The following is a 22,985-nucleotide window of genomic DNA, read 5'->3' as shown; positions in this document are numbered from 1 at the left end:
ATCCATCGTCTGGCAGAGGAAAATTATATATGATGTAGGTGCATGGCAAGAATTATATATAATGTTTGACACGGGACGGCGGACTGACCATGATCGCCGCACTAGCCGCGGTGCAAGCGGCGTCGATCAAATCTGGGAGGAAATGATGTTGAAGTCGAAATCCGCTTGGCTGTCGGGTTTGTTCGTGGCCGGCGCATTGATGGTGAGCGCCGGCAGTGCCGCCGCCGATCAGATCCGCATCGGCATCGCCAATTTTGGCGAGCATCCGCAATTGAACGCCGCCATAGCCGGCTTCAAGAAGGCGCTGACAGACAATGGCTTCGTCGACGGCAAGGACGTCGTCTATACGGAGAGCCATACCAATTTCGATGCATCGCTGGTGCCGCAGATGATCGCAAAGCTGCAGGCCGAGCAGCCCAAGCTGATCTACACCATCACCACGCCGGTCTCGCAGATCGCCAAGAAAGCGCTCGCGGGCTCCGGCATTCCGATCGTCTTTGCCGCGGTCACCGATCCGGTGGCGGCCAAGCTCGTGCCGTCGTGGGACTCCGGTGATGAAGGCATGACCGGCGCCACCGATCTTCAGGATGTTGCCGCGGTGATGGCCTTCACCAAGAAGCTGTTACCAAACGCCAAGCGTTTCGGCGTGCCTTACAATCCCGGTGAGGCCAACGACGTTGCCCTGATCGAGAAGATCAAGGCGGCGGCACCGGCCGCCGGCTTCGAGGTCGTGGAAGTCGGCATCGACAACGTCAATGACATCCAGCAACGCATCGCCTCGCTCGCCGGGAAAGCAGATGTGATCTACGGACCGACCTCGAACCTGATCCAGCCGGCGATCGCCGCTGTCTCCGCCGCCGCGCGCCAGGCCGGTATCCCGGTCGTCAACGCCGATGACAGCGCGGTCCGCAACGGCACCGTGCCGGCGAGCTTCGCGGTGAATTATACGCAGGTCGGGATCAACGCCGGCAACATCGCGGCCGAAGTCCTCAAGGGCAAGGATCCCAAGACGATCGCGCCGTCACGCCCGGCCTACAAGGACCACATGGCGTTGATCTCGCGCAAGGCGATGGCTGCGTTCGGCATCGAGATACCGGCTTCGATGGCCGATTGCGGCTGCATCGTCGACTGACATCGGCGCTGTGAGGGTGACGGCGCGGGCGCTGTCACCCTGAGGTCAGGGAGGAACGATGCTCGAGATCCGATCCGCGCGTAAAGTATTCTACAAGGGCCAGGCTGACGAGAAGATCGCGCTGGACGGTCTCAGCCTGTTGCTGGCCACGGGCGAGTTCGGCATCGTCATCGGCTCCAACGGGGCCGGCAAGAGCAGCATGCTTAATGCCATTTCCGGCGCTCTGATCCTCGATTCCGGCCAGATCCTGATCAATGGCGCCGATGTGACTGGTATGCCGGTGCACAAGCGCGCCGCGAGACTGGCTCGCGTATTCCAGGATCCGATGCGCGGCACCGCCGCCAGCATGACGGTTGCGGAAAACATGCTGCTGGCTGATTTGCGCAGCAGCAAGCGCACCTTGCGCCAGGGGCTGAACGCCACCCGCCTTGCGTCCTACAGGGAACGCCTGTCGATACTGGGCCTCGGCCTTGAAAACCGCCTCGACACACGCGTCGACCTGCTCTCGGGCGGGCAGCGGCAATCCTTGTCGCTGATCATGGCGGTCGGCGGATCGCCTGACTTGCTGCTGCTCGACGAGCATACCGCGGCACTCGATCCGCGCACGGCCGAGATTGTCATGCAGGCGACGGTGCGCGCCGTCAGCGCGCTGAAGCTGACGACTTTGATGGTGACCCACAACATGCAGCACGCCGTCGACTATGGCAGCCGCGTGATCATGCTCGACGCGGGCCGCGTCCTTCTGGAAGTTAGCGGCGAGGAGAAGGCGAGGGTCACGGTTATCGATCTGATCGGCCATTTCTCCGTCAAAACCGACCGCATGTTGCTGGCGAGCTGATCATCATGGGTTTTGTTCAGGACGTTCTCGCCAGCTTCGTCGCGATCATGCCGGTCACCTTGGCGCAGAGCCTGATCCTGGCCTTTGTCGTGCTCGGGATCATGATCCCGTTTCGCATGCTGAATTTTCCCGATCTCACCAGCGAAGGCGCTTTTCCGCTGGGCGGCTGCGTCTGCGGCGTTCTCCTTGCCGCCGGCGCATCGCCGCTGATGGGCATCGCCGCCGCCCTCGTTGCCGGCTTCGCGGCGGGCTGCTGTACCGCGTTCATCCATCTGCGCTTCCGCATCCACACGCTTCTTGCCGGCATCCTGATGATGACGATGCTCTACAGCATCAACCTTCGCATCATGGGCAAGTCCAACCTCTCCGTGTTCGGCTCGCCGACGGTGTTCGACTGGGTGCCGTTCGCGCGGCCGGGTTTTCCCGCCAGCAAGATCGTCGTCGCTGGCCTTCTCGCGCTTATCGCCTTCATGCTGCTCTACATGTTCTTCAGGACCGAGAAGGGCACGGCCGTGCGCGCTGTGGGCGCCAATCCTGACATGGCCGAGGCGCAAGGCATCAATGTCTGGGCCGCGACCATAGGCGGTGTCGGGCTGGCGAGCGCGTTTTCGGCGTCAAGCGGCGCGCTGATGGTGCAGTCGCAGGGGTTCGCCGACGTCAATATGGGGCTGGGCATCCTCATCAACGGCCTTGCCGCGCTGATGATCGGCGAGGCCGTCGTCGGCAAGCAGACGGTCTGGCGGCAGTTGCTGGCGCCTTTCGCCGGCGCGATCATCTACTACCAGCTGGTGTCGTTCTGCCTTGCCGCCGGCATGCCGCCGCCTGACCTGAAGCTTGCAACGGGCCTGTTCGTGCTGGCCATGCTTGCCTTGCCCAGCTTGAAGCGCAGCCGGGGACCCGCACCGGTACGCGAAGCCATTCGTGAGTAACCAGGACGTGAATAATCAGGGAATGTCACAGATCATGCACGCAACGCTCGATCTCGCGGCCGTCGAAGCCATGGACGCGGCGGACCCGCTGCGCGCCATGCGCGACCGCTTCATCTTGCCGGAAGGCGTCATCTACCTCGACGGCAATTCGCTCGGGGCCGCGGCGCCCGCCGTCTTTGACGAATTGCAGAAGGCAGCGACGCAGGAGTGGGCGCAGGACCTGATCCGCGCATGGAACACAGCCGGCTGGTTCGACATGCCGGTCGCGCTTGGCGACCAGCTGGGACGCCTGATCGGTGCGGCGGCCGGCCAGACGGTGGTCTGCGATACGACCTCGATCAACATCTACAAGGTGCTGCATGCCGCACTCGGCATGCGGCCGGACCGCTCGGTCATCGTCGCCGAGGGCGACAGCTTTCCGACCGATCTCTACATGGCCGAAGGCGTGGCCTCGACGCGGCCCGGCACCGTGCTGCGGCTCGAGGGCGTCGACGCGCCGACTATTGAGGAACTGATCGACGAGCGTGTCGCGGTCATCCTGGTCAACCATGTCAATTACAAATCCGGCCAGTTGCGCGACATGGCGGCACTGACATGCAAGGCCCATCAGGTCGGTGCGCTGATCGTCTGGGACCTCTGCCATACGGCCGGCGCCTTGCCGGTCGAACTCGACAGCGCCAATGCCGATTTCGCCATCGGCTGCACGTACAAATATCTCAATGGCGGCCCGGGCGCGCCAGCCTTCATCTACGCCGCCGAGCGTCATCACGACAAAGTCCGGCAGCCGCTCAGTGGTTGGTGGGGCCATGCGCGGCCCTTTGCCTTCGAACAGGGTTACGCGGCCGGCAGCGGCATCCGCCGGTTCCTGTGCGGCACGCAGCCTGTCTTGTCGATGCGGGCGCTGAAGGGGGCACTGGACCTTTGGGACGATGTCGACATGGCGGTGGTGCGCAAGAAGAGCATCGCGCTCACCGATCTGTTCATCCAACTCGTCGAGACCAGATGCGGCGCCTACGGCCTGGAGCTGGAAAGCCCGCGCGATGGCAATGCGCGTGGAAGCCAGGTTTCATTCCTCCACCCCAATGGCTACCAGGTGGTGCGGGCACTGATCGAGCGCGGCGTGATCGGCGATTTCCGTGCGCCGTCGACGATCCGCTTCGGCTTCACGCCGCTCTATGTCGGCTACACCGATGTATGGCAGGCGGTCGACGTACTGGAAGATATCCTGCGCACCGGCGCCTGGAAGGATGCGCGCTTCGCGGTCAAGACGGCGGTGACCTGAAAAGTCGGCGCAATTCATGCGCGAAAACTGGGACGCGGTTTTCCCACAAACAAGGGTTCAGAGCCGGGTACGGACGTTCCAGAGTTCGGGAAACAGGACGACCTCGAGCATCTTCTTGAGATAGGAGGCGCCCGATGTGCCGCCGGTGCCACGCTTCAGGCCGATGATGCGCTCGACCGTGGTGACGTGGTTGAAGCGCCAGCGGCGGAAGTAGTCCTCAAAGTCGACCAGCTTCTCGGCCAATTCGTAGAACATCCAGTAGCGCTGCGGATCGCGGTACACCGTCTGCCAGGCGACCAGGACTTCTTCGTTTTCCGTCCGCGTCTCGCGCCACTCCGTGCGCTTTGCGTCCGCCCCAATGTCGAAGCCGTTGCGCGCCAGAAGCAGCAGCGCTTCATCGTAGAGCGACGGCTCGGCCAGGATCGCCTCCAGCTTGGCGTTGAGGTCCGGCCGGTGCTTGTGCGGCCCGAGCATGGCGAGGTTACGGTTGCCGGCCATGAACTCGATGGCGCGATACTGCCAGGATTGGAAACCCGAGGACTGGCCGAGCGAGTCGCGGAACTCGGTGTATTCGCTGGGCGTCATCGTGCGCAGCACGTCCCAGGCATTGTTCAACTGCTCGAAAATACGGGCGACGCGCGACAGCATCTTGAAGCTCGGCTCGAGCCGATCGGCACGGATCGAACGGATCGCTGCGCCGATCTCATGCAAGGCGAGCTTCATCCATAATTCCGATGTCTGGTGCTGGATGATGAACAGCATTTCGTCATGCGCCGATGACAGCGGCGCCTGCGCGTCGAGCACTTTGTGCAGTTGCAGATAGTCGCTGTAGGACATGCGTTCCTTGAACGACATCTCAGCACCTTCGGACGCCGGATCGTAGGGATCGCTCAATTGATTTTCTCCGTGCGCAGCCGGAAGCGCTGGATCTTGCCGGTCTGGGTCTTGGGCAGAGCGGCGATGAATTTGACCGATCGCGGGTATTTATAGGGCGCGATGGTTGCCTTGACGTGCTCCTGCAGGCGCTTGACGGTCATCGCGTCTGGCGAGACACCTTGCACCAGAACGACATGCGCCTCGACGATCTGGCCGCGCTCGCCTTCGTCGGCGCCGATGACCGCGCATTCGGCGACATCGGGATGCGACAGCAGCGCCGCCTCGACCTCGGGTCCGGCGATATTGTAGCCGGCGCTGACGATCATGTCGTCGGAACGCGCGGCGAAGTGGAAGAAGCCGTCCTCATCCTGCGTGAAGGTGTCGCCGGTGAGGTTCCAGCCGTCGCGCACATAGTCCTTCTGCCTGTCATCGGCCATGTAGCGGCAGCCGGTTGGCCCGCGCACCGCCAGCCGTCCGGTCTCGCCACGCGGCACCTCGTGCATGTCGCCGTCGACGATGCGGGCCTCATAGCCGCCGACCGGCTTGCCGGTCGAAGCCGGCTTCCTGTCGTCAAAGCGGTTGGAGATGAAGATGTGCAGCATTTCGGTGGCGCCGATGCCGTCGAGGATCGGCTTGCCGGTCTTTCGCGTCCACTCTTCGAAGACCGGCGCCGGCAAGGTTTCGCCGGCCGAAACGGCAACACGCAGCGATGACAGATCGGCGCCTTCGTCCATGGCCTTCAGCATGGCCCGGTAGGCGGTCGGCGCGGTGAAGGAAATGGTCGCTTTGTAGGTCTCGATGATGTGGACCATGTTGGGCGGCGTCGCCTGCTCCAACAAGGTCGCCGCCGCGCCGAAGCGCAGGGGAAAGATGGCCAACCCGCCAAGGCCAAAGGTGAAGGCGAGCGGCGGCGAGCCGACGAAGATGTCGTCCGGCGTCACCTGCAGGACTTCACGCGCGTAGGCATCGGCGATGATCAGGAGATCGCGGTGGAAATGCATCGTCGCCTTCGGCACGCCTGTCGTGCCCGAGGTGAAGCCGAGCAGGGCGACGTCATCGCGGCCGGTGCTGACGGCGGTGAAGATGACCGGCTTGTCGAGGGCGGCGCGGTCGAGCTCGGCGTCATGGTTGGCGGTGCCGTCGAAGCCGATCACCTGCTTCAGGAACGCACTGCCTTTGGCGCAGGCGGTCATCTCGTCCATCAGCCTGGTGTCGCAGAGCGCGGTCGTTATTTCCGCCTTATCGACGATCTTGGTGAGTTCACCGGCGCGCAGCATCGGCATGGTGTTTACGACGACTGCGCCGACCTTGGTGGCGGCCAGCCAGCAGGCGACCATTGCCGGGTTGTTGGCGGAGCGTATCAGCACCCGGTTGCCCGGCTTGACGCCATAATTCTCGACCAGCGCACGGGCGAGCCGGTTCGTCCAGTCGGACAGTTCCTTGTAGGTGCGGCGGCGGCCGTTGCCGATCAGCGCGGTGTGGTCGCCGAGACCCTTCTCGACCAGCCTGTCGGTCAGTTCAACACCGGCGTTGAGGTGTTCTGGATAGTCGAATCCGTCGAGCAGGAAGTCCGGCCATTGGTCGGGCGGCGGCAAATGATCGCGCGTGAACGTGTCGGTATGTGCTGAAGGCCCAAGCATCTTGCGGCTGCCCCTGTCTGCCTCACGTCCATGGTGGAACAGAGCGCAGGATCGCACCAGTCGAAATTTGTTTCAAGCCTAAAATGTTTTTCGCTCGAGCATTGACGCATGACATGGCGGCGGCCATTGCTAGTGTTGAAACGATGCCGCTTCGGGGAGGGTGCCGATGCTCGACCATCGCATTGCCGACTGGGACAATGCCTACGCCAACGGCGCCAATATCGCCCGCAGCGACCGTTGGCCGGCCGCCTGGGCGGAACCCGCGCAAGCATTCCGAGACGCGATGTCGGCTCAGGGCCGGGCACGGCTCGACATCGCCTATGGCGATCGTCCGCGCAATCGGTTCGACCTTTTCCTTCCCGATGCCGCGCCCAGGGGACTCGTGGTGTTCATCCATGGCGGCTATTGGATGGAGACCGACAAGAGCTTGTGGTCGCACCTCGCCGGTGGCGGGGTCGGCGCCGGCTTTGCCGTGGCGATGCCGTCCTATACGCAATGCCCCGATATACGCATTGCCGGCATCGTCAGCGAAATCGGGGCGGCGATCGGCAAGGCGGCGGCCATTGTCGGGGGACCACTGATGCTGACCGGACATTCGGCCGGCGGCCATCTCGCCAGCCGCATGGTGACGACATCGACGCCTTTGGCGGCCGATGTCTCGCGGCGCATACGCCATGTCGTTTCGATTTCAGGCTTGCATGATTTGCGTCCGCTGATGCGCACGGACATGAACACGGTGCTGAAAATCGACGAGCATGAGGCGCTGACGGAAAGCCCGGCACTGCTGCGGCCCTTGGATGGTGTCCGCATCACCTGCTGGGCTGGCGGCGGGGAGCGTTCCGAGTTCCTGCGCCAGAATGCATTGCTGGCCAACATCTGGACCGGGCTTGGCGCCACCACCAGTGCCGTGGTCGAGCCCGATCGGCATCATTACGACGTTGTCGATGGGCTTGTCGACCCTGCGCACGCGTTGACACGGGCCTTGATCTCGGAATAGCCGAGATCATTTTTGTCTTGTTATCAGCTTATTTATGGGAAAATTCTTTAGCGCAACATCAGAACGCTGCAAACGTCTCCGGCAGCGGATACAGGGGCAAAAGGCGCGCGCACGATCAGCCCGTTGGCGTCGGCAAGCATCCTCAGCATCGAGGAATCCTGGATGCCGAACGGCGTTGCCATCAGTTCGCCGTGGTCTTCCCTGACCACCGCCCGCACATAATCCTGGCGCAGATCATTGGCGGGCATTGCGGTGCCCAGCCGCGCCTGACGGATGTCCTGACGGTAGGCGCGACCGCCCAGCCTTGCCAGAAGCGGCTTCAGGAACAATTGCGAGCAGACCAGGCTTGCCACCGGGTTGCCGGGCAGGCCGATGCATCGGATATCGCCGAGGCGTCCGAACATCAGCGGCTTGCCGGGACGCATGGCGATCTTCCAGAAGCCGAGCGTCATGCCTTCGCCGGTCAGCACGTCATGGATCAGGTCGTGGTCGCCGACCGAGGCGCCGCCGAGCGTGACGATGACATCGGCGCCCGCCGCGACCGCTTTCCCGACCATGCCGGCGATGGCGTCCTTGCGGTCGGCGGCGATTCCGAGATCGAGCGCGCGGGCACCGACCGACTGTGCTGCCGCGGCGACGCCATAGGCGTTGGACGAAATAATCTGGTCAGGCCCGAGTTCGCTTCCGGGCGGCAACAGCTCGTCACCGGTGGCGATGATGGCGACCAGCGGCCGTTTCACCACGCGCACTCGGGGATGATTGGCCGATGCCACCAGCGACAGTGCCGCCGGGTCGAGCACGCGCCCCTTTTCCAGCAACACGTCGCCCTTGGAAAAATCGAGGCCGATGCGGCGGATGTTACGCCACTCTGCGGTGGGCTCGATCACCTCGATATTGCCACCGCCGATATCCCGGACATTTTCCTGGATGACGATGGTGTCGGCGCCGTCAGGCAGCGGTGCGCCGGTGAAGATGCGCACGGCCTGTGCCTGGCCGACCGTACCGTCAAAGCCACGCCCGGCTGACGCCATGCCGATCACCGCGAGTTTCGACGGCACCGACGCCACGTCGGCGGCACGCACTGCATAACCGTCCATGGCCGAAGCGTTGAAAGGCGGCTGGGTGCGAAGCGCCACGACGGGTTCCGCCAGCACACGATCGGCAGCCTCCATGAGAGGAACGCTTTCGCCGCCCAGCGGCACTGCGCTATCAAGCAGGCGTTCGAGCGCCTCGGCGATCGGAACCAGCGCCATCAGGCACCTGCCTTGTAGTCGCCAGACTTGCCGCCGGTTTTTTCGACCAGCCGGATACCTGAGATGACCATGGCGCGGTCCACCGCCTTTGCCATGTCGTAGATGGTCAGGCAGGCCACGGACGCGGCGGTCAGCGCCTCCATTTCGACCCCGGTCTTGCCGGTGACGCGCGCCAGGGCAGTGACCTTCAGGCCTGGCAGCGCATGATCAGGCTCAATGTCGACGGAAACCTTGGTCAGCAGCAGGGGATGGCAGAGCGGGATCAATTCATGCGTCTTCTTCGCCGCCATGATGCCGGCGATGCGCGCGGTGCCGAGCACATCGCCTTTCTTGGCATTGCCGGCAAGGATGGTCTTCAACGTCTCTGGATGCATCGAGACGAAACCCTCCGCAATCGCGGTGCGCGTCGTCTCGTCCTTGTCGCCGACATCGACCATGTTGGCCTCGCCCTGCGCGCCGAGGTGCGTGAGGTTGGCAGCCATCGTCAAATCGCCATAGAACGACGTGCGTCCATTCGGACGCACAAAGTGCGTTCTATCACTTTGACTCTATGCATCGTGCTCTCCGAAAATCGATTCCGATTTTCGGGCCGACCCATCGGACGCCTTGCCCGTGAGCAGCGAGCGTGTTGCAGCGGTCACATCCCGTTGGCGCATCAAGCTCTCGCCCACCAGGAAGGCGCCGATGTCCATCCTTTGCAGTCTAAGACAATCGTCATGCGAGAAGATGCCGCTTTCGCTGACCAGCAAATGACCACCCGGCACCATCGCCCGCAGCCGCTCCGACGTGTCGAGGCTGGTCTCGAATGTCCGCAGGTTGCGGTTGTTGATGCCGATCAATTGCGATGACAGTTTCAGCGCGCGCTCCGTCTCGGCTTCGTCGTGCACCTCGATCAGGGCATCCATGCCTAGCTCGAATGCGGTCGATTCGAGTTCGCTTGCCATGGCGTCATCGACGCTGGCCATGATGATCAAAATGGCGTCCGCGCCCCAGGCCCGCGCCTCGTAGACCTGGTAGGGATCGAACAGGAAATCCTTGCGCAGGGCGGGCAGCGTCACGGCGGCTCGCGCCTTGGTCAGAAACTCCGGTGCGCCCTGAAAGGAGGGCGCATCGGTCAGCACGGAAAGGCAGGCCGCGCCGCCTTTTTCATAAGCCTTGGCCAGATTCGGCGGATCGAAATCGGCACGGATCAACCCTTTGGACGGACTTGCCTTCTTGATCTCGGCGATCAGGGCAAAGCCGCCCGATCTGCGCTTCGCTTCGAGCGCGGCGAGGAACCCGCGCGGTGCGTCGGCGTCTTTTGCGCGCGCCTTGATCTCGGCCAGCGGCAGGCGTGCCTTGGCGGCGGCTATCTCGTCGCGCTTGTAGGCCTCGATCTTGCGCAAAATGTCAGACACGGTTCACCCGTTCGAAATTTCGACCAGCCGGTCGAGCACCTGCAGCGCCCGGCCGCTGTCGATCGCCTGCGCGGCGATGGCGATGCCGTCGCCGAGTGTCGTCGCCTTGCCCGCAATCACCAGTCCAGCGCCGGCATTCATCAACACCGTGTCGCGGTAGGCGCCGGCGGCGCCGCCCAGCATGTCGCGCAAGGCCTTGGCATTATAGGCGGCATCACCGCCGCGCAGCTCACCCTTGGTATGGCGCTTTAGTCCAACCTCTTCCGGGGTCAGCGTAAAGCTGCGGATTTCGCCGCCAACCAGTTCGGCGACCTGCGTCTCGCCCGTGGTGGTGATCTCGTCATAGCCATCGCCATGGGCGACCCAGGCATGCTCGGTGCCGAGCGCCTTCAGCGTTTCGGCCACCGGCATGATCCATTCCGGCATGAACACGCCGACCATCTGCCGCTTGACGCTGGCCGGGTTGGAAAGCGGGCCGAGCAGGTTGAAGATAGTGCGCGTGCCAAGCTCGCCCCGAACCGGACCGACATGCTTCATCGCCGGATGGTGCGCCGGCGCGAACATGAAGCCGACGCCTGCTTCATGGATGCATTTGCCGATAATCTCCGGCGCGATGTCGATCTTGACGCCGAGGGCAATCAGCACGTCGGCCGCGCCGGTCAGCGAGGACAGGCCGCGATTGCCGTGCTTGGCGACCGGCACGCCGCTGCCGGCAATGACGAAGGCGGAGGCCGTCGAGATGTTGACCGAGTGCGAATTGTCGCCGCCGGTGCCGACGATGTCGATAGCGCCGTCAGGGGCATCGACGCGAAGCATCTTGGCGCGCATCGTGGCGACAGCGCCCGAAATCTCGTTCACCGTCTCGCCGCGCACGCGCAGCGCCATCAGGAAGCCGCCGATCTGCCCTGGGGTCGCATCGCCCGACATGATGATGTCGAAGGCCTCGCAGGCCTCCTCGAAGGACAGGGCGGTGCCGGTCGCGACCTTGGCGATATGGGTTTTCAGCGCGCTCATCTTGTCGAGGCTTGGGCAACGGCGGCCTGGTCGATGCGGACGTCGTACTGCGTCTGCAACTGCGCCACCAATTGGTCGAGCAGGTCGTCGGACATGCCGGAGGTGAATGACTTCTGCGCGTCGTCCGGCACCGAGCTGGCGTCGGCGCCGGCCGGTTCGAATACTTCGGCGACCTTGAACAGGATCTGGCCGTCGCCGGTGGGCGAGGGGATCAAGCCGGTGCCGCCTTCGCCGACCCCGAACATCACGGCGGCGCCCTCCTTGCCGAAATCGGCATCATCGGCTTCGCGCTTCAAGCCGCGCTTGGTCTGCTTTTCCAGCTTGAGGTCACCGGCGATGACGTCGAGCGTGGCGCCGGCCTTGAGGCGCTTCTCGAGTTCGCCCGCCTTGGCGGCGAGCCGCTTGGTGGTCTCGGCCGCCGTCCAGTCGGCGGCAACTTTCTGGCGCACCTCGTCAAGAGTGCGGTCGCGGGCCGGTGTGATCGAACCGACCTCATAGAAGACGAAGCCGTTGTCCGCGGTGGTCAGCGCCTCGTTTTCGGTGTTGGGTTCCGCATCAAAGACGGCCTTGATCAGAGACGGTGATTCCGGCAGGTCCTTGACGATGGAGCCATCGGGCCTCAGGCCATTGCGATCGATGGCGTCGACGGTGATGTCCTTAAGCTTCAATTTGGCGGCCGCGTCGGCCAGAGAACTGCCCGATGCACGGGTGTCCTCATAATTGTCGTGTACATCCAAGAGGATGCGGCTTGCCTCGCCCAGCGCCAGGTCCTTGCGGATCTGGTCGGACACTTCGGCGAGCGGCTTTACCACCTCGGGCTTGATCTCGGTCACGCGCAACAGCACTGGGCCGAAGGTGCCCTGAACGACCTGGCTGACTTCATTGACGTTGAGCGCGAAGGCGGCATCGGCAACCGCCTTGTCGGCGATCTTGTCCTTGGCGAGCGTGCCAAGCAGCGTGTCGGCCGGGGTTTTGCCTTCGGCGATCACCAGTTTGTCGAAGGTGGCGCCGGCCTTGAGCGAATCGAGCGCTGCCTTGGCCGCATCCGGCGTCTTGAACACAAGCTGCTCGATGGTGCGCATTTCGGGCGTGGTGTAGCGTGCCTTGTTCTTGTTGTAGTCGTCACTGACCTGCTGGTCGGTGACCGCGGTCGTGTCCATGATGTCCACCGGTTCCAGGCGGACATACGAGAATTTGCGGTATTCAGGTGCGGCGTAGGTTTTCTTGTTGGCCTCGAAATAGGCCTGGAGCACGCTGTCGCTCGGCGCCTCGATCGGCTCGACCAGCGTCTTTGGCAATGTCAAATAGTCGACGGTGCGGTCTTCACCGCGGTAGAGCGCGACCGCCCTGAAGAACGTGTCCGGCGCCTTGAGGCCGTCCGAGACCGCCTCGACGATCTGCTGGCGCACCGCCACCTGGGCGCGGTTCTTCAGGTAATCCTCGGGCCGCATGCCGACCTCGTGCAGCATATAGTCGAATGTCCTTCGGTCGAACTGACCGCCAGGGCCCTTGAAAGCCGGATCTTCGCGGGTGAGTTCGGCCAGCCGGTCCTTGGAGAGGCCGAGGCCCAGCTTGCGTGCCTGTTCGTCGAGAACGGCACCGGAAACGAGTTGCGCCAGCACCTGGTTGTCGATGCCGAGCGCCTTTGCCTGTTCATGAGTGAGGCGCTGACCGAACTGCTGCGACATGACGGCGAGCTGGCGGTCATATGCAAGGCGGTATTCGTTGATCGATACCTTGGTGCCGCCGGCCGTTATCACCGAATCGTGGCCCGCAAGGCCGCCCATCAGCCGTCCGGAGATGCCCCACGCGGCGAAACTGACCACTAGCAGCGAAAGCAATGTCTTCGCGACCCAGGTACCCGCCGCGCTTCTCAATACACCAAGCATGGTTACTTCCGATTTATGCGCATTTTCGCATGCGCCGAGTTTGAAACAAGCGCAATAGCGCCCTTCCGGTCGCCTGTCGATTGCTTTGTGGCCTGATTTTGGTAGTGAGGGCCAGAGCCTGATATCGCCCGGAGAAGCACACCATGACGCCAGGAATTCGCCCCCTTGTCGCCGGCAACTGGAAAATGAACGGCACCAGCGCCTCGCTGAACGAGCTCAGAATGATCGGCAACGGTTTCATGAGCGGGCTCGACGCCGAGACCGAAGCACTGGTCTGTGTTCCCGCGACGCTGCTTTCCCATGCCGCCGAGATCCTGTCGCGCACGCCGGTCCATGCCGGCGGTGAGGACTGCCATAGCAAGGAGAGCGGCGCATATACCGGCTGCATTTCCGCGGAGATGCTGAAGGACGCGGGCGCAAGCCATGTCATTGTCGGTCATTCCGAATGCCGCGAACAAAGCGGCGAGGACGACGCGACGGTCCAGGCCAAGGCCACCGCGGCCTGGCGTGCCGGGCTGGTGGCCATCGTTTGCATCGGCGAGACGCGGCAGGAGCGTGAGGCTGGAGCCACGCTGGAGGTGCTGTCGCGCCAGGTGGCTGGCTCGGTACCGCCAAGTGCCACGCCATCCAACACCGTCATTGCCTATGAGCCGGTATGGGCGATCGGCACCGGCTTGACGCCAACCGCGGCCGATGTGGCCGAAGCGCATGCGCATATCCGCGAAAAGCTGTCGGAAAAGCTGGGGACCGCCGCTGCCAGGATGCGCATTCTCTATGGCGGCTCGGTCAAGCCATCCAACGCGGTGGAGCTGCTGGGCGTCCGGAATGTCGATGGCGCGCTGGTCGGTGGCGCCAGCCTGAAAGCGGCTGATTTCCTGGGTATCGCCGAAGCCTATCGCAGCATTGCAGGCTGAGATTCACGAGGGTGGGCGGGTCTCGTCCCGTCCAAATTCGTTGCAAAGGGCGCGTTGCTTCCCATATTCCGGCCACGGGCTTGGAAATGCCGTGAAAGCATTGTATTGAGCCGCCTCCAATTCACCGGTCGTGTTCGCGGCCGGGCAGGGCCTTGCCAGGATAAACTATGCAAACCGTACTGATCGTCATCCATCTCATGGTCGTGCTCGCCCTTGTCGGCGTGGTGCTGCTGCAGCGCTCCGAAGGCGGCGGCCTCGGCATTGGTGGCGGATCGGGCTTCATGACGGCACGCGGCGCCGCCAACGCTCTGACCCGGGCGACGGCGATCCTGGCGGCTGCGTTCTTTGTGACGTCGCTGACCTTGTCGATCATCGCCCGCTACGGCGAGAAACCGATCGACATTCTCGATCGGGTTCCCACGACCTCGGATGGCAAGGGCGTGCTCAACCAACTGCCGGGCAAGACCACGCCGGCACCCGCCGGCAACGCTACGCCGACGCCGCCGTCCGGAAACGACGCCGCGGCAAAGCCTCCGGCAACGGCCCCGGCCACGGCACCCGCCGCCGGCTCGACGCCGCCGGCGACCAATGGCACCACCAACACCGCGCCGGCGGCGCCTCAGGTTCCGAACCAGTAACTTCCACGTCTCCAAACCGCGACCTGTGATCGTTTGAACACAGTCGCGGCAAATGCTGCGCGATCACGAAGATTCGACGGGCGGCAGTGCGGTCTCGCGCTTGAGGCATCCGCGCTTATTCGACTATAGATTGCACGCGGCATTTTCGGCGTCCTTGGGGGACGCCGGGCGACGCCGTGGGCAACAAGCATTGAACGATCGGATCTTCGCCATGCAGCTTCGCAGCTTCATTTTCCTGGGACTTTGCGCCGCAATCGGCATGAGTTCCCCGGCCTTCGCCGGCATGCCGGCAAATATGGCCGCACAACAGTCGGTGTCGCTTGAAAAAACCGACGCCATCCCCGTCGCGGCCAAGAGCGATGCGGCGCAGTTGAAGCTTCTCAAGAAGAAGAAAACCCCGACACCGGACGACCTCGCCCAGATCAAGAAGATCGAGGCCAAGATCGCCGCTGGCAAGGAAGACGCCAAAGCCAAGGCGCTCGAAGCCAGGAAGCTGGCGATGCGCGAGGCAGCCAAAGCCAGGGCTGACGCGGACCGGAAGGCATTCCTGGCCAGCAAGGGTCAAAAAGCACCGGCAACCGAAGTGGCCGATGCCAAGCCGGCCAAGAAGACCATCAAGATTATCGAGCCGATTGAACCGGTCACGGCTATCCAGTCGGCCGAGCCTGTCCCGGCCGAGGTGATGAATGTCGCTTTGACCGGTAACAATGGCGAATTGCGCAGCGAGGTGGTCGGCGGCCAGAAGCAGTCAAGCGGCGGCCTGTTCGCCGGTCTGTTCGGTGGAACCTCATCCGGCTCATCGATCAGCTATCTGCCCGAGACACGCGCGCTCGACTCGGCACTTGCCCAGAAGAATGCCAAGAAGCCGTTCAAGGTGAAGCCGGAATTCGTGCCTCAGGACGTGGAATTCACGGGCTACGATGCCGGCACGATCGTCATCGACACCAGTGCTCGCCGGCTCTATCTCGTCGAATCATCGACCACCGCACGCCGCTACGCCATCGCGGTCGGCCGCGAAGGCCTGCAGTTCAAGGGCACGGTCGCGGTCGGCGACAAGCAGGAATGGCCGCGCTGGATCCCGACGCTCGACATGCAGAAGCGCGAGCCCAAGCACTACGGCCAGTACAAGGACGGCATGGCCGGCGGCGGCCAGAACCCGCTCGGCGCACGCGCCATCTATCTCTATGACGGCAAGAAGGACACGCATCTGCGTATCCACGGCACCATCGCGCCGCAGTCGATCGGCACCAGTGCCTCCAATGGCTGCTTCCGCATGATGAACGAGCACGTCATGGATCTCTACAGCCGCGTCCGGGTCGGCACCAAAGTCGTCATCATCTGACGTTTCCATCATCATGCCGAAAGGGCCGGCTCAGCCGGCCCTTTTGTTTTGCTTAAGGTCCCGCTCAAACCTGTTTGGTCGTGGTCTTGTCCAAAAACCGGATTCCACTTTTCGGGATCATGGTCCGAGCGCCTTTTTGGGAAAAAGCCTTCGCGGCGGTTTTTTCTCTGGCGGAATCAATCCGGCCGCGTTAAGCGATGACTCCCATGGCGCGATATGTATTCATCACAGGCGGCGTGGTTTCCTCACTTGGAAAAGGCATTGCCGCAGCGGCCCTTGGGGCTCTCCTGCAGGCGCGAGGCTATCGCGCACGCATCAAAAAGCTCGACCCCTACCTCAATGTCGATCCCGGCACGATGTCGCCGTACCAGCATGGCGAAGTGTTCGTCACCGATGACGGGGCCGAAACCGACCTCGACCTTGGCCATTACGAACGCTTCACCGGCCGTTCCGCCAACCAGCAGGACAACATCACGACCGGGCGTATCTACAAGAATATCATCGAGCGCGAGCGGCGTGGCGACTATCTCGGCGCGACCGTGCAGGTCATCCCGCACGTTACCGACGAGATCAAGAACTTCGTCCTCGACGGCAATGACGACTATGATTTCGTTCTGTGCGAAATCGGCGGCACGGTCGGCGACATCGAGGCGATGCCGTTCCTCGAGGCGATCCGCCAGCTCGGCAACGATCTGCCGCGCAACAACGCCGTCTATGTCCACCTGACCTTGATGCCCTATATCCCGACGGCGGGTGAGCTGAAGACCAAGCCGACGCAGCATTCGGTCAAGGAATTGCGCGGCATCGGCATTGCGCCGGATATTCTTCTGGTGCGCGCCGACCGCGCCATTCCCAAGGAAGAGCGCCGCAAACTGTCGCTGTTCTGTAATGTCAGGGAAAGCGCCGTCATCCAGGCGCTCGACGTGCCGCATATCTACGACGTGCCTATGGCCTACCACAAGGAAGGTCTCGATTCGGAAGTGCTGGCCGCCTTCGGCATCGACCCGGCGCCCAAGCCGCGCATGGAACCATGGCAGGCTGTCTCCAACCGCATCCACAATCCGGAGGGCGAGGTCACCATCGCCATCGTCGGCAAGTATACCGGCCTCAAGGACGCCTACAAATCGCTGATCGAGGCGCTCTCGCATGGCGGGCTGGCCAACCACGTCAAGGTCAAGCTCGACTGGATCGAATCGGAAATCTTCGAAAAGGAGGATCCGACGCCTTGGCTGGAGAAGGTGCACGGCATCCTGGTGCCCGGCGGTTTCGGCGAGCGTGGCTCGGAGGGCAAGATCCTGGCGGCGAAGTTCGCACGCGAGCGCAAGGTGCCGTATTTCGGCATCTGCTTCGGCATGCAGATGGCCTGCATCGAGGCGGCGCGATCGCTGGCCGGTGTCGAACATGCTTCATCGACCGAGTTCGGCCCCACCAAGGAACCGGTCGTCGGTTTGATGACCGAATGGCTGAAGGGCAACATGCTGGAAAAGCGCAGGGCGAGCGGCGATCTCGGCGGCACCATGCGGCTCGGCGCCTATCAGGCCGAGCTCGCCAAAGGCTCGAAGATCGCCGATATCTACGGCGACACCCAGATTTCCGAACGTCACCGGCACCGCTACGAGGTCAATATCGACTACAAGAAGCGCCTGGAGGATTGCGGGCTGGTCTTTGCCGGCATGTCGCCCGACGGTGTGCTGCCGGAGACCGTCGAGTATCCCGACCATCCCTGGTTCATCGGCGTGCAATATCACCCCGAGCTGAAGAGCCGGCCGCTCGATCCGCATCCGCTGTTCGCCAGCTTCATCGAGGCGGCGGTGGAGCAGAGCCGGCTGGTCTGATCGCTGCCATGCGGACCTATGTGGCGCTTCTCTATAGCATCACCCTGCGAGAGGGGCGGCGGGTCGTCATGTCCGATCTCAAGGCGATGGTGGAAGGCCTCGGCCTGAAGAATGTCCGCACCCTGGTGGCGACCGGCAACCTGGTTTTCGAGAGTGAAAAGATCTCGATCGCCGGACTTGAGAAGCGGCTGGAATCCGCCTTCGAACAGACCTTTGGCCGCCATGTCGACATCATCGTCCGTGCCGCCGGAGACTGGCGCAAACTCGCAAGCGGCAATCCATTCCCGACCGAGTCGGTGGAAGCCGGCGACCAGGTCGCGGTGCGCGTGATGCGCAAACCCGTGGCCGAGGATGCCATATCGGGCCTTCAGGCCTATGCCGCCGCGGACGAGAAGGTGCTTCTGGTCGGCGGCGACATCTGGGTCGTCTTTTCACGGGAGAGGCCTAGCTCGCGGCTGCTCGCGGCCGCAAATCACAAGCGCATGGGTATCGGAACCTCGCGCAACTGGAACACGGTGCGCAAGCTGGCCGAGATGATAGGAGCATAAATCTGGGGCGGCGTTGCGCCGCCCCAGAGAAGTTCGTCAGGCTTTTGCTATCTTGGCGCCTGCACCCAGGGCGGCGGTGCGCAGCACGTAGTAGATGACGCCGGCGATCGCCACGCCGAAGAACCAGCCATAGACGCCCCACCAGGACGGCAGCCAGTTGGTGAAGTTCGGCAGGATCGACGAGAAGACGGCGCCGATGCCGGCGGCGATGAAGGCATTGACATGCCAGCCGCCCTGGAAGCGGAACTCGCCGTCCTCGCGATACAGCGCCTCGACGTCGACGTCGCCCTTCCGGATCAGATAGTAATCGACCATCATCACGCCGAAGATCGGCCCCATCGTCGCGCCGATGACGTTGACGAAGGAGGCGGCACTGCCTTCCCACGGTGCGAACGGATAGAGCACAAGCGCGATGACAGCGGCGATGTAGCCGCCCTTCTTGAAGTCGATCTGCCGCGGGAAGACGTTGGAGAAGTCGAAGGCCGGCGACACGAAGTTGGCCACGACGTTGATGCCGAGCGTCGCCACCGCGAAGGTCAGGGCGGCAAGGGCAGCCAGGAACCAGCTGTCGAACTTGGCCGAGATCTGGTCGGGGTGCAGCAGCACGTCATGGTAAACGTCGTAGGCGGCAATGGTGGTGACGCCGGCGACCAGCGAGAACAGGATCAGGTTGATCGGCAGACCCCAGATATTGCCCTTGCGCAGCGCCGCCTGATCGGGCGCATAGCGGGCGAAATCGCAGAAATTGAGATAGAGCGCCGAAAAATACGTCACCCAGATCGCGGCGACCGCGAACAGCGACGTCCACGAGCCCGGCGTTCCAGGCACGCCGGCATCCTTGGTCTTTTCCAGAAGCACGTCCATCGGGATGTCGCTGGTGAAGGCGAAGGTTCCGGATTTGACGCAGAGATAGATGGCCAGGAGCAGCATCATCACCCAGACGGCGGGTCCCGCCCAATCCTGGAACCGGCGCACCGTTTCCATGCCTTTCTGGATGATGAGCAGTTGCAGGGCCCATATGACCACGAAGCAGATCACCTCCAGGCCGGAATGGCCGAGGAAATGGGTGTTGGCGTTGAAATCGGCGAACCATTGCGAGCGGATGAGCAATGCGACGATGGCGCCGGAGGCGGCGGCAGTCTGCGCGCCGTACCAGAAGCAGGCGACGATGGCGCGCACCAGTGCCGGAATGTTGGCGCCCCAGATGCCGAAGGAGGCGCGGGCGAGCACGGGGTAGGGCACACCGGTCTTCACACCGGCATAGCCGACCATGTTCATCAGCGCGTAGATGATCAGCGAGCCGATGCCGATGGCGATGATGAAATTGACGAAGCCGCCACAGAACAGAAACAGGCTGGCGGCGAGGTAGTAGCCCCACAGGCTATGGACGTCCGACGTCCAGACGTTGAAGATCGAGAACGGTCCCCAGTTTCGAACCTTGGCAGGAGCGAGGTCTTCATTATACAGGTCAGGCGATGCGCCTTGTATCGTCATTGCAATGTCCCCTTCTTGCAGCACGCGCCCTCACGCGTTGACCGCGGAGGTTACGCCTGACGCAGGGGAACCGGCAAGCAATCGATTTGCCGGCTTTGACCTTAAAGATATTCAATGCGAACCGCGATTATCGACGGGGCGATGATGGTGAGCCGCTTTTGAAAAGGCCTGCCTGTTGATTCGAGTTCTCGATCCACGGCCTGAATCTGGACGGACCCGTGTTCACAACATCTGTCGGCAAGCGGGGCTGCCTAGGCGATGGCCATCACCCGCTTATGGTCCTCGACTTCGGAAAGCAGCCAGTCCTGAAAGAGGCCGGTACCCGGCTTGTTGCCGATGCTGCGGCGCTGATGCAGGTAGATGCCCGCCGGATAGGTATGACGGGCGCTGAACGGGGCGACCAGCTTGCCCTGCTGCAGCAGATCCTGGGCCATCATCGTGTCGGCAAGCGCTATTCCAGCGCCATTGATCGCCTCGCGCATGATCAGCGTGCAATCATCCAGCGTCGTGCTGGATTTCGGCGTCGTGTCCAAAACGCCTTCCTGTTCCAGCCAGCGCTTCCATCGCATGGTCTCGCATTCGTGGATCAGATGGTGGTTGACCAGATCGGCGGGCGATCGCAGCGGCATCGGGCCTTCGAGCAGCGAGGGCGCACAGACCGGCGTCAGAACCAGCGGGATCAGCAGCGTCAGAGCCGGGCCGGCCTTGTAGACGAACTCGTCGACGATGGCCAAATCGAAATTGGCGCGCTTGCCTGACGTCGAAATCTCCAGATCCACGGCCGGATGCTGCCGGCGAAAGTTCGGCAACCGGTCCGCCAGCCAAAGGTTCAGAACAACCGGCACGCACAGGACCCGGACACGCTGGGTCCTGCCGTGGTTCGGGCCGTTGGCGAGATTGACATCGTCGGTGGCGCGCCAGATGGCCTCGAACGCTTCGGAGAGGCTGCGTGCATAGTAAGAGCCCCTGGTAGTGGGCGTTATCTGGCGAAAGCCGCGCTCGAACAAATCCTGACCGAGATTCCTTTCAAGCGCGCGGATATGACGGCTGATGGCGGAGGGCGTCAAATGCAGTTCTTCCGCTGCATCCTTGACGCTGCCGAGACGTGCGGCGGCTTCGAAAGCGCGCATGCCATTGAGTGAGGGTAGGGCCATTGAACGATCATGAATTGTCAGTTGAGTTTTTGTCAATCGACATGGACAAAATTGGCGTTTGATCGCTTGGCCCGTTCAGGGATACCCAAGAGGCAAGAGCAACTAAGTCGTCTTACGAAAACGACTATTTGGGGACTTCGGCATCATTCCACCAACGGCGGCGACCGGTTTGACCGGCTTCCACCGGTGGCAGGCGAAGCGTTACGCAAATTGCGAGCAGCGCCTCTGCCAAAGCCCTGCAATGAGGAGAACGCCCGCTTATGCCTCAATCGCCAGTGCCGGTCTTTGAAACGGCGGACGAGATTTCCGCGGAAACTTCCGTCGTCGTGATCCTGCAGACTGCCCAGACAGGCTTTGGCCCGCGGGCAATGGCACTGGACACCGAAATGGGCGGGATCCTCTCCCGGGCCTGTTCCGATGCAACCGCCTTGGCTGAATCCGGCGCCTGTATCGATGTCATCGCCCCCCAGGCGATATCGACCCGGCGCGTGGTTGTCCTGGCCCTCGGCAAGGCCGAGGCCGTCACCGCACTCTCCTTGGCACGCGCCGGCGGCCTGCTTGCCGCGCATCTGGAAGGCAAAGGGGAATGCGCGGCTACCCTGGTCCTTGACCCCATCGCAGGCGTAGGTCTGCCGGGAGCGGAGGTCCTGGCAAGAATCGCGCTTGGAATGCGGCTGCGGCGCTATCGCTTCGACCTGCGCAACCGGCGCCAAGGGGCGGGGGCCGATCGGACCCTGCGGGTGCAATTGGTCGGGGCCGGCGGCCCGGAGCTGAATTCGGCGCTGGCACGGATCAACGCCATCGCGGATGGCGTCGAATATGCGCGCACACTGGTCAACCTGCCGCCAAACCATCTCCATCCCGACAATTTCCACGATCATCTGGAGCCGTTGCGCGAAGCTGGCATCGACGTCGAGATACTCGATACGGCGAGGCTGAAGGAACTCGGCATGAATGCGATCCTGGCCGTGGGGTCAGGCTCCGTGCGGCCGCCGCGCGTCGCGGTCCTGCGCTATCGCGGCAAGGGTGCCCCCGCACAGCCGCTGGCCTTTGTCGGCAAGGGCGTATGTTTTGATTCCGGCGGCCTTTGCATAAAACGCGGCGAGCAGATGTTCGATATGAAGGCCGATATGGGCGGCGCGGCCGCGGTGGTCGGCCTGCTGATCGCGCTGGCCCGGCAAGGCAGCCCGGTGCACGTGGTCGGGGTGCTCGGCATTGCCGAGAACATGCCGTCGGGCACCGCGCTCAAGCCGCGCGACATCATCACGACAGCGTCCGGCCAGACCGTGGAAGTGTTCGACACGGATGCGGAAGGGCGCCTGATCCTGGCCGACTGCCTCTATTATGCCGCCTCGCGCTTCAACCCGTCGGTGATCGTCGACCTTGCCACTCTGACCTATTCGGTGATGCGAGGTCTCGGATCGGTATTCGCCGGCCTCTTCAGCACCGACGATGCCATCGCCTCGCGGATGATCGCGGCCGGAGAAATGGTCGGCGAGCGGTTCTGGCAGCTGCCGCTCGACCGGGCTTACGACGAGGGGCTGCAATCGCCGTTCGCGGATCTGCGACATCACGCCAAGGACATGGAAGACGGTGACGCTCCCTACGCCGCGGCGTTCCTGCGTCATTTCACCGAGGATCGGCCCTGGGTGCATCTCGACATTGCCGGCAAGGAACTGGCCGAGGCGGATCGGCCCCTCGGCAGGCAAGGCGCCACGGCATTCGGCGTGCAGATGCTGGAAGAATGGGTTCGGTCCGGCCGACTGACGAACTAGGGGCAAAACAAGATGTCTTCAGCCACACAGGGAATCGG

20 protein-coding genes are annotated in these 22,985 nt (G+C 63.0%); 11 read left to right on the top strand and 9 right to left on the bottom strand.

The genetic code is table 11. The annotated features are described in order from the left end of the window. Positions 1 to 145: 145 nt before the first annotated feature. The 4 genes from O7A70_RS10605 to kynU are packed head-to-tail and all read left to right on the top strand — an operon-like array spanning position 146 to position 4,181. Positions 146 to 1,132, top strand: a complete 987-nt coding sequence (locus O7A70_RS10605; RefSeq protein ID WP_337140344.1) for an ABC transporter substrate-binding protein — start codon at positions 146 to 148, stop codon at positions 1,130 to 1,132. A 58-nt stretch (positions 1,133 to 1,190) separates the two neighbouring features. Further along, the gene (locus O7A70_RS10600; RefSeq protein WP_027142633.1) at positions 1,191 to 1,970 is read left to right on the top strand and encodes an ABC transporter ATP-binding protein; all 780 of its coding nucleotides are present in this window, start codon (positions 1,191 to 1,193) and stop codon (positions 1,968 to 1,970) included. Positions 1,971 to 1,975: 5 nt separating this feature from the next. After that, positions 1,976 to 2,899 carry an ABC transporter permease gene (locus O7A70_RS10595; protein WP_337140343.1) on the top strand — a complete coding sequence of 308 codons (924 nt, stop codon included), beginning with the start codon at positions 1,976 to 1,978 and terminating at the stop codon, positions 2,897 to 2,899. 34 nt (positions 2,900 to 2,933) lie between these two features. Beyond that, positions 2,934 to 4,181, top strand: coding sequence for a kynureninase (gene kynU / locus O7A70_RS10590; RefSeq protein ID WP_337140559.1), 1,248 nt, complete (start codon positions 2,934 to 2,936; stop codon positions 4,179 to 4,181). 57 nt (positions 4,182 to 4,238) lie between these two features. Here the strand turns inward: kynU and kynA are convergent, their stop codons facing one another. Continuing rightward, a complete protein-coding gene (gene kynA, locus O7A70_RS10585) occupies positions 4,239 to 5,075 on the bottom strand; it encodes a tryptophan 2,3-dioxygenase (protein WP_337140342.1) in 837 nt (278 codons plus the stop codon). Further along, positions 5,072 to 6,697: an AMP-binding protein gene (locus O7A70_RS10580; protein WP_337140341.1), complete on the bottom strand. Its 1,626-nt coding sequence runs from the start codon at positions 6,695 to 6,697 to the stop codon at positions 5,072 to 5,074. The genes kynA and O7A70_RS10580 overlap by 4 nt, the downstream gene beginning before the upstream one ends. Before the next feature lie 166 nt (positions 6,698 to 6,863). Here O7A70_RS10580 and O7A70_RS10575 point away from each other — a divergent pair, with 166 nt between their 5' ends. After that, positions 6,864 to 7,694: an alpha/beta hydrolase gene (locus tag O7A70_RS10575; protein ID WP_337140340.1), complete on the top strand. Its 831-nt coding sequence runs from the start codon at positions 6,864 to 6,866 to the stop codon at positions 7,692 to 7,694. Between the two features lie 47 nt (positions 7,695 to 7,741). On the opposite strand, the gene O7A70_RS10570 is transcribed toward O7A70_RS10575, so the two are convergent. From O7A70_RS10570 to O7A70_RS10550, 5 genes are all read right to left on the bottom strand, one after another. Then, positions 7,742 to 8,947 carry a molybdopterin molybdotransferase MoeA gene (locus O7A70_RS10570; RefSeq protein ID WP_337140339.1) on the bottom strand — a complete coding sequence of 402 codons (1,206 nt, stop codon included), beginning with the start codon at positions 8,945 to 8,947 and terminating at the stop codon, positions 7,742 to 7,744. Next, the gene (moaC, locus tag O7A70_RS10565; RefSeq protein WP_337140338.1) at positions 8,947 to 9,429 is read right to left on the bottom strand and encodes a cyclic pyranopterin monophosphate synthase MoaC; all 483 of its coding nucleotides are present in this window, start codon (positions 9,427 to 9,429) and stop codon (positions 8,947 to 8,949) included. Before moaC ends, O7A70_RS10570 begins: the two co-directional genes overlap by 1 nt. A gap of 66 nt (positions 9,430 to 9,495) precedes the next feature. Next, positions 9,496 to 10,344: an indole-3-glycerol phosphate synthase TrpC gene (gene trpC, locus O7A70_RS10560; protein ID WP_337140337.1), complete on the bottom strand. Its 849-nt coding sequence runs from the start codon at positions 10,342 to 10,344 to the stop codon at positions 9,496 to 9,498. Between the two features lie 3 nt (positions 10,345 to 10,347). After that, positions 10,348 to 11,358, bottom strand: a complete 1,011-nt coding sequence (trpD, locus tag O7A70_RS10555; protein ID WP_027142642.1) for an anthranilate phosphoribosyltransferase — start codon at positions 11,356 to 11,358, stop codon at positions 10,348 to 10,350. Then, positions 11,355 to 13,247: a SurA N-terminal domain-containing protein gene (locus O7A70_RS10550; RefSeq protein WP_337140336.1), complete on the bottom strand. Its 1,893-nt coding sequence runs from the start codon at positions 13,245 to 13,247 to the stop codon at positions 11,355 to 11,357. The genes trpD and O7A70_RS10550 overlap by 4 nt, the downstream gene beginning before the upstream one ends. A 143-nt stretch (positions 13,248 to 13,390) precedes the next feature. On the opposite strand from O7A70_RS10550, the gene tpiA reads away from it, so the two are divergent. The 5 genes from tpiA to O7A70_RS10525 all read left to right on the top strand — a co-directional run bounded on the left by tpiA (position 13,391) and on the right by O7A70_RS10525 (position 18,524). Then, a complete protein-coding gene (gene tpiA / locus O7A70_RS10545; protein ID WP_337140335.1) occupies positions 13,391 to 14,161 on the top strand; it encodes a triose-phosphate isomerase in 771 nt (256 codons plus the stop codon). Positions 14,162 to 14,328: 167 nt separating this feature from the next. Beyond that, complete coding sequence (gene secG, locus O7A70_RS10540; protein ID WP_140505433.1) at positions 14,329 to 14,799, top strand: preprotein translocase subunit SecG; 471 nt, start codon at positions 14,329 to 14,331, stop codon at positions 14,797 to 14,799. A gap of 211 nt (positions 14,800 to 15,010) precedes the next feature. Then, complete coding sequence (locus O7A70_RS10535) at positions 15,011 to 16,141, top strand: L,D-transpeptidase (RefSeq protein ID WP_337140334.1); 1,131 nt, start codon at positions 15,011 to 15,013, stop codon at positions 16,139 to 16,141. Positions 16,142 to 16,338: 197 nt separating this feature from the next. Beyond that, positions 16,339 to 17,976 (top strand): CTP synthase, encoded by a 1,638-nt coding sequence (locus O7A70_RS10530; RefSeq protein WP_140505430.1) that lies wholly within the window; start codon positions 16,339 to 16,341, stop codon positions 17,974 to 17,976. Positions 17,977 to 17,984: 8 nt separating this feature from the next. Continuing rightward, positions 17,985 to 18,524 (top strand): DUF1697 domain-containing protein, encoded by a 540-nt coding sequence (locus O7A70_RS10525; protein ID WP_337140333.1) that lies wholly within the window; start codon positions 17,985 to 17,987, stop codon positions 18,522 to 18,524. Positions 18,525 to 18,560: 36 nt separating this feature from the next. Here the strand turns inward: O7A70_RS10525 and O7A70_RS10520 are convergent, their stop codons facing one another. Beyond that, the gene (locus O7A70_RS10520) at positions 18,561 to 20,018 is read right to left on the bottom strand and encodes an NCS1 family nucleobase:cation symporter-1 (protein WP_337140332.1); all 1,458 of its coding nucleotides are present in this window, start codon (positions 20,016 to 20,018) and stop codon (positions 18,561 to 18,563) included. 251 nt (positions 20,019 to 20,269) lie between these two features. Further along, a complete protein-coding gene (locus O7A70_RS10515; protein ID WP_337140331.1) occupies positions 20,270 to 21,172 on the bottom strand; it encodes a LysR substrate-binding domain-containing protein in 903 nt (300 codons plus the stop codon). 260 nt (positions 21,173 to 21,432) lie between these two features. Here O7A70_RS10515 and O7A70_RS10510 point away from each other — a divergent pair, with 260 nt between their 5' ends. Continuing rightward, a complete protein-coding gene (locus O7A70_RS10510) occupies positions 21,433 to 22,947 on the top strand; it encodes a leucyl aminopeptidase (protein ID WP_337140330.1) in 1,515 nt (504 codons plus the stop codon). Positions 22,948 to 22,985: the final 38 nt, after the last annotated feature.

This window comes from Mesorhizobium sp. Cs1299R1N1 (genome assembly GCF_037179655.1).
GTDB lineage: Bacteria > Pseudomonadota > Alphaproteobacteria > Rhizobiales > Rhizobiaceae > Mesorhizobium > Mesorhizobium salmacidum.
Note: the sequence above shows the minus strand (reverse complement) of the source record. Positions and strands in the feature narration are given on the sequence as shown.

Coding starts and splice junctions, on each gene's coding strand:
- secG (WP_140505433.1), top strand. CDS start 14,329: ATGCAAACCGTACTGATCGTCATCCATCTCATGGTCGTGCTCGCCCTT.
- O7A70_RS10575 (WP_337140340.1), top strand. CDS start 6,864: ATGCTCGACCATCGCATTGCCGACTGGGACAATGCCTACGCCAACGGC.
- O7A70_RS10520 (WP_337140332.1), bottom strand. CDS start 20,018: ATGACGATACAAGGCGCATCGCCTGACCTGTATAATGAAGACCTCGCT.
- O7A70_RS10550 (WP_337140336.1), bottom strand. CDS start 13,247: ATGCTTGGTGTATTGAGAAGCGCGGCGGGTACCTGGGTCGCGAAGACA.
- O7A70_RS10515 (WP_337140331.1), bottom strand. CDS start 21,172: ATGGCCCTACCCTCACTCAATGGCATGCGCGCTTTCGAAGCCGCCGCA.
- O7A70_RS10535 (WP_337140334.1), top strand. CDS start 15,011: ATGCAGCTTCGCAGCTTCATTTTCCTGGGACTTTGCGCCGCAATCGGC.
- O7A70_RS10595 (WP_337140343.1), top strand. CDS start 1,976: ATGGGTTTTGTTCAGGACGTTCTCGCCAGCTTCGTCGCGATCATGCCG.
- moaC (WP_337140338.1), bottom strand. CDS start 9,429: ATGGCTGCCAACCTCACGCACCTCGGCGCGCAGGGCGAGGCCAACATG.
- O7A70_RS10600 (WP_027142633.1), top strand. CDS start 1,191: ATGCTCGAGATCCGATCCGCGCGTAAAGTATTCTACAAGGGCCAGGCT.
- O7A70_RS10605 (WP_337140344.1), top strand. CDS start 146: ATGTTGAAGTCGAAATCCGCTTGGCTGTCGGGTTTGTTCGTGGCCGGC.
- O7A70_RS10570 (WP_337140339.1), bottom strand. CDS start 8,947: ATGGCGCTGGTTCCGATCGCCGAGGCGCTCGAACGCCTGCTTGATAGC.
- tpiA (WP_337140335.1), top strand. CDS start 13,391: ATGACGCCAGGAATTCGCCCCCTTGTCGCCGGCAACTGGAAAATGAAC.
- O7A70_RS10525 (WP_337140333.1), top strand. CDS start 17,985: ATGCGGACCTATGTGGCGCTTCTCTATAGCATCACCCTGCGAGAGGGG.
- trpD (WP_027142642.1), bottom strand. CDS start 11,358: ATGAGCGCGCTGAAAACCCATATCGCCAAGGTCGCGACCGGCACCGCC.
- O7A70_RS10530 (WP_140505430.1), top strand. CDS start 16,339: ATGACTCCCATGGCGCGATATGTATTCATCACAGGCGGCGTGGTTTCC.
- kynU (WP_337140559.1), top strand. CDS start 2,934: ATGCACGCAACGCTCGATCTCGCGGCCGTCGAAGCCATGGACGCGGCG.
- O7A70_RS10510 (WP_337140330.1), top strand. CDS start 21,433: ATGCCTCAATCGCCAGTGCCGGTCTTTGAAACGGCGGACGAGATTTCC.
- O7A70_RS10580 (WP_337140341.1), bottom strand. CDS start 6,697: ATGCTTGGGCCTTCAGCACATACCGACACGTTCACGCGCGATCATTTG.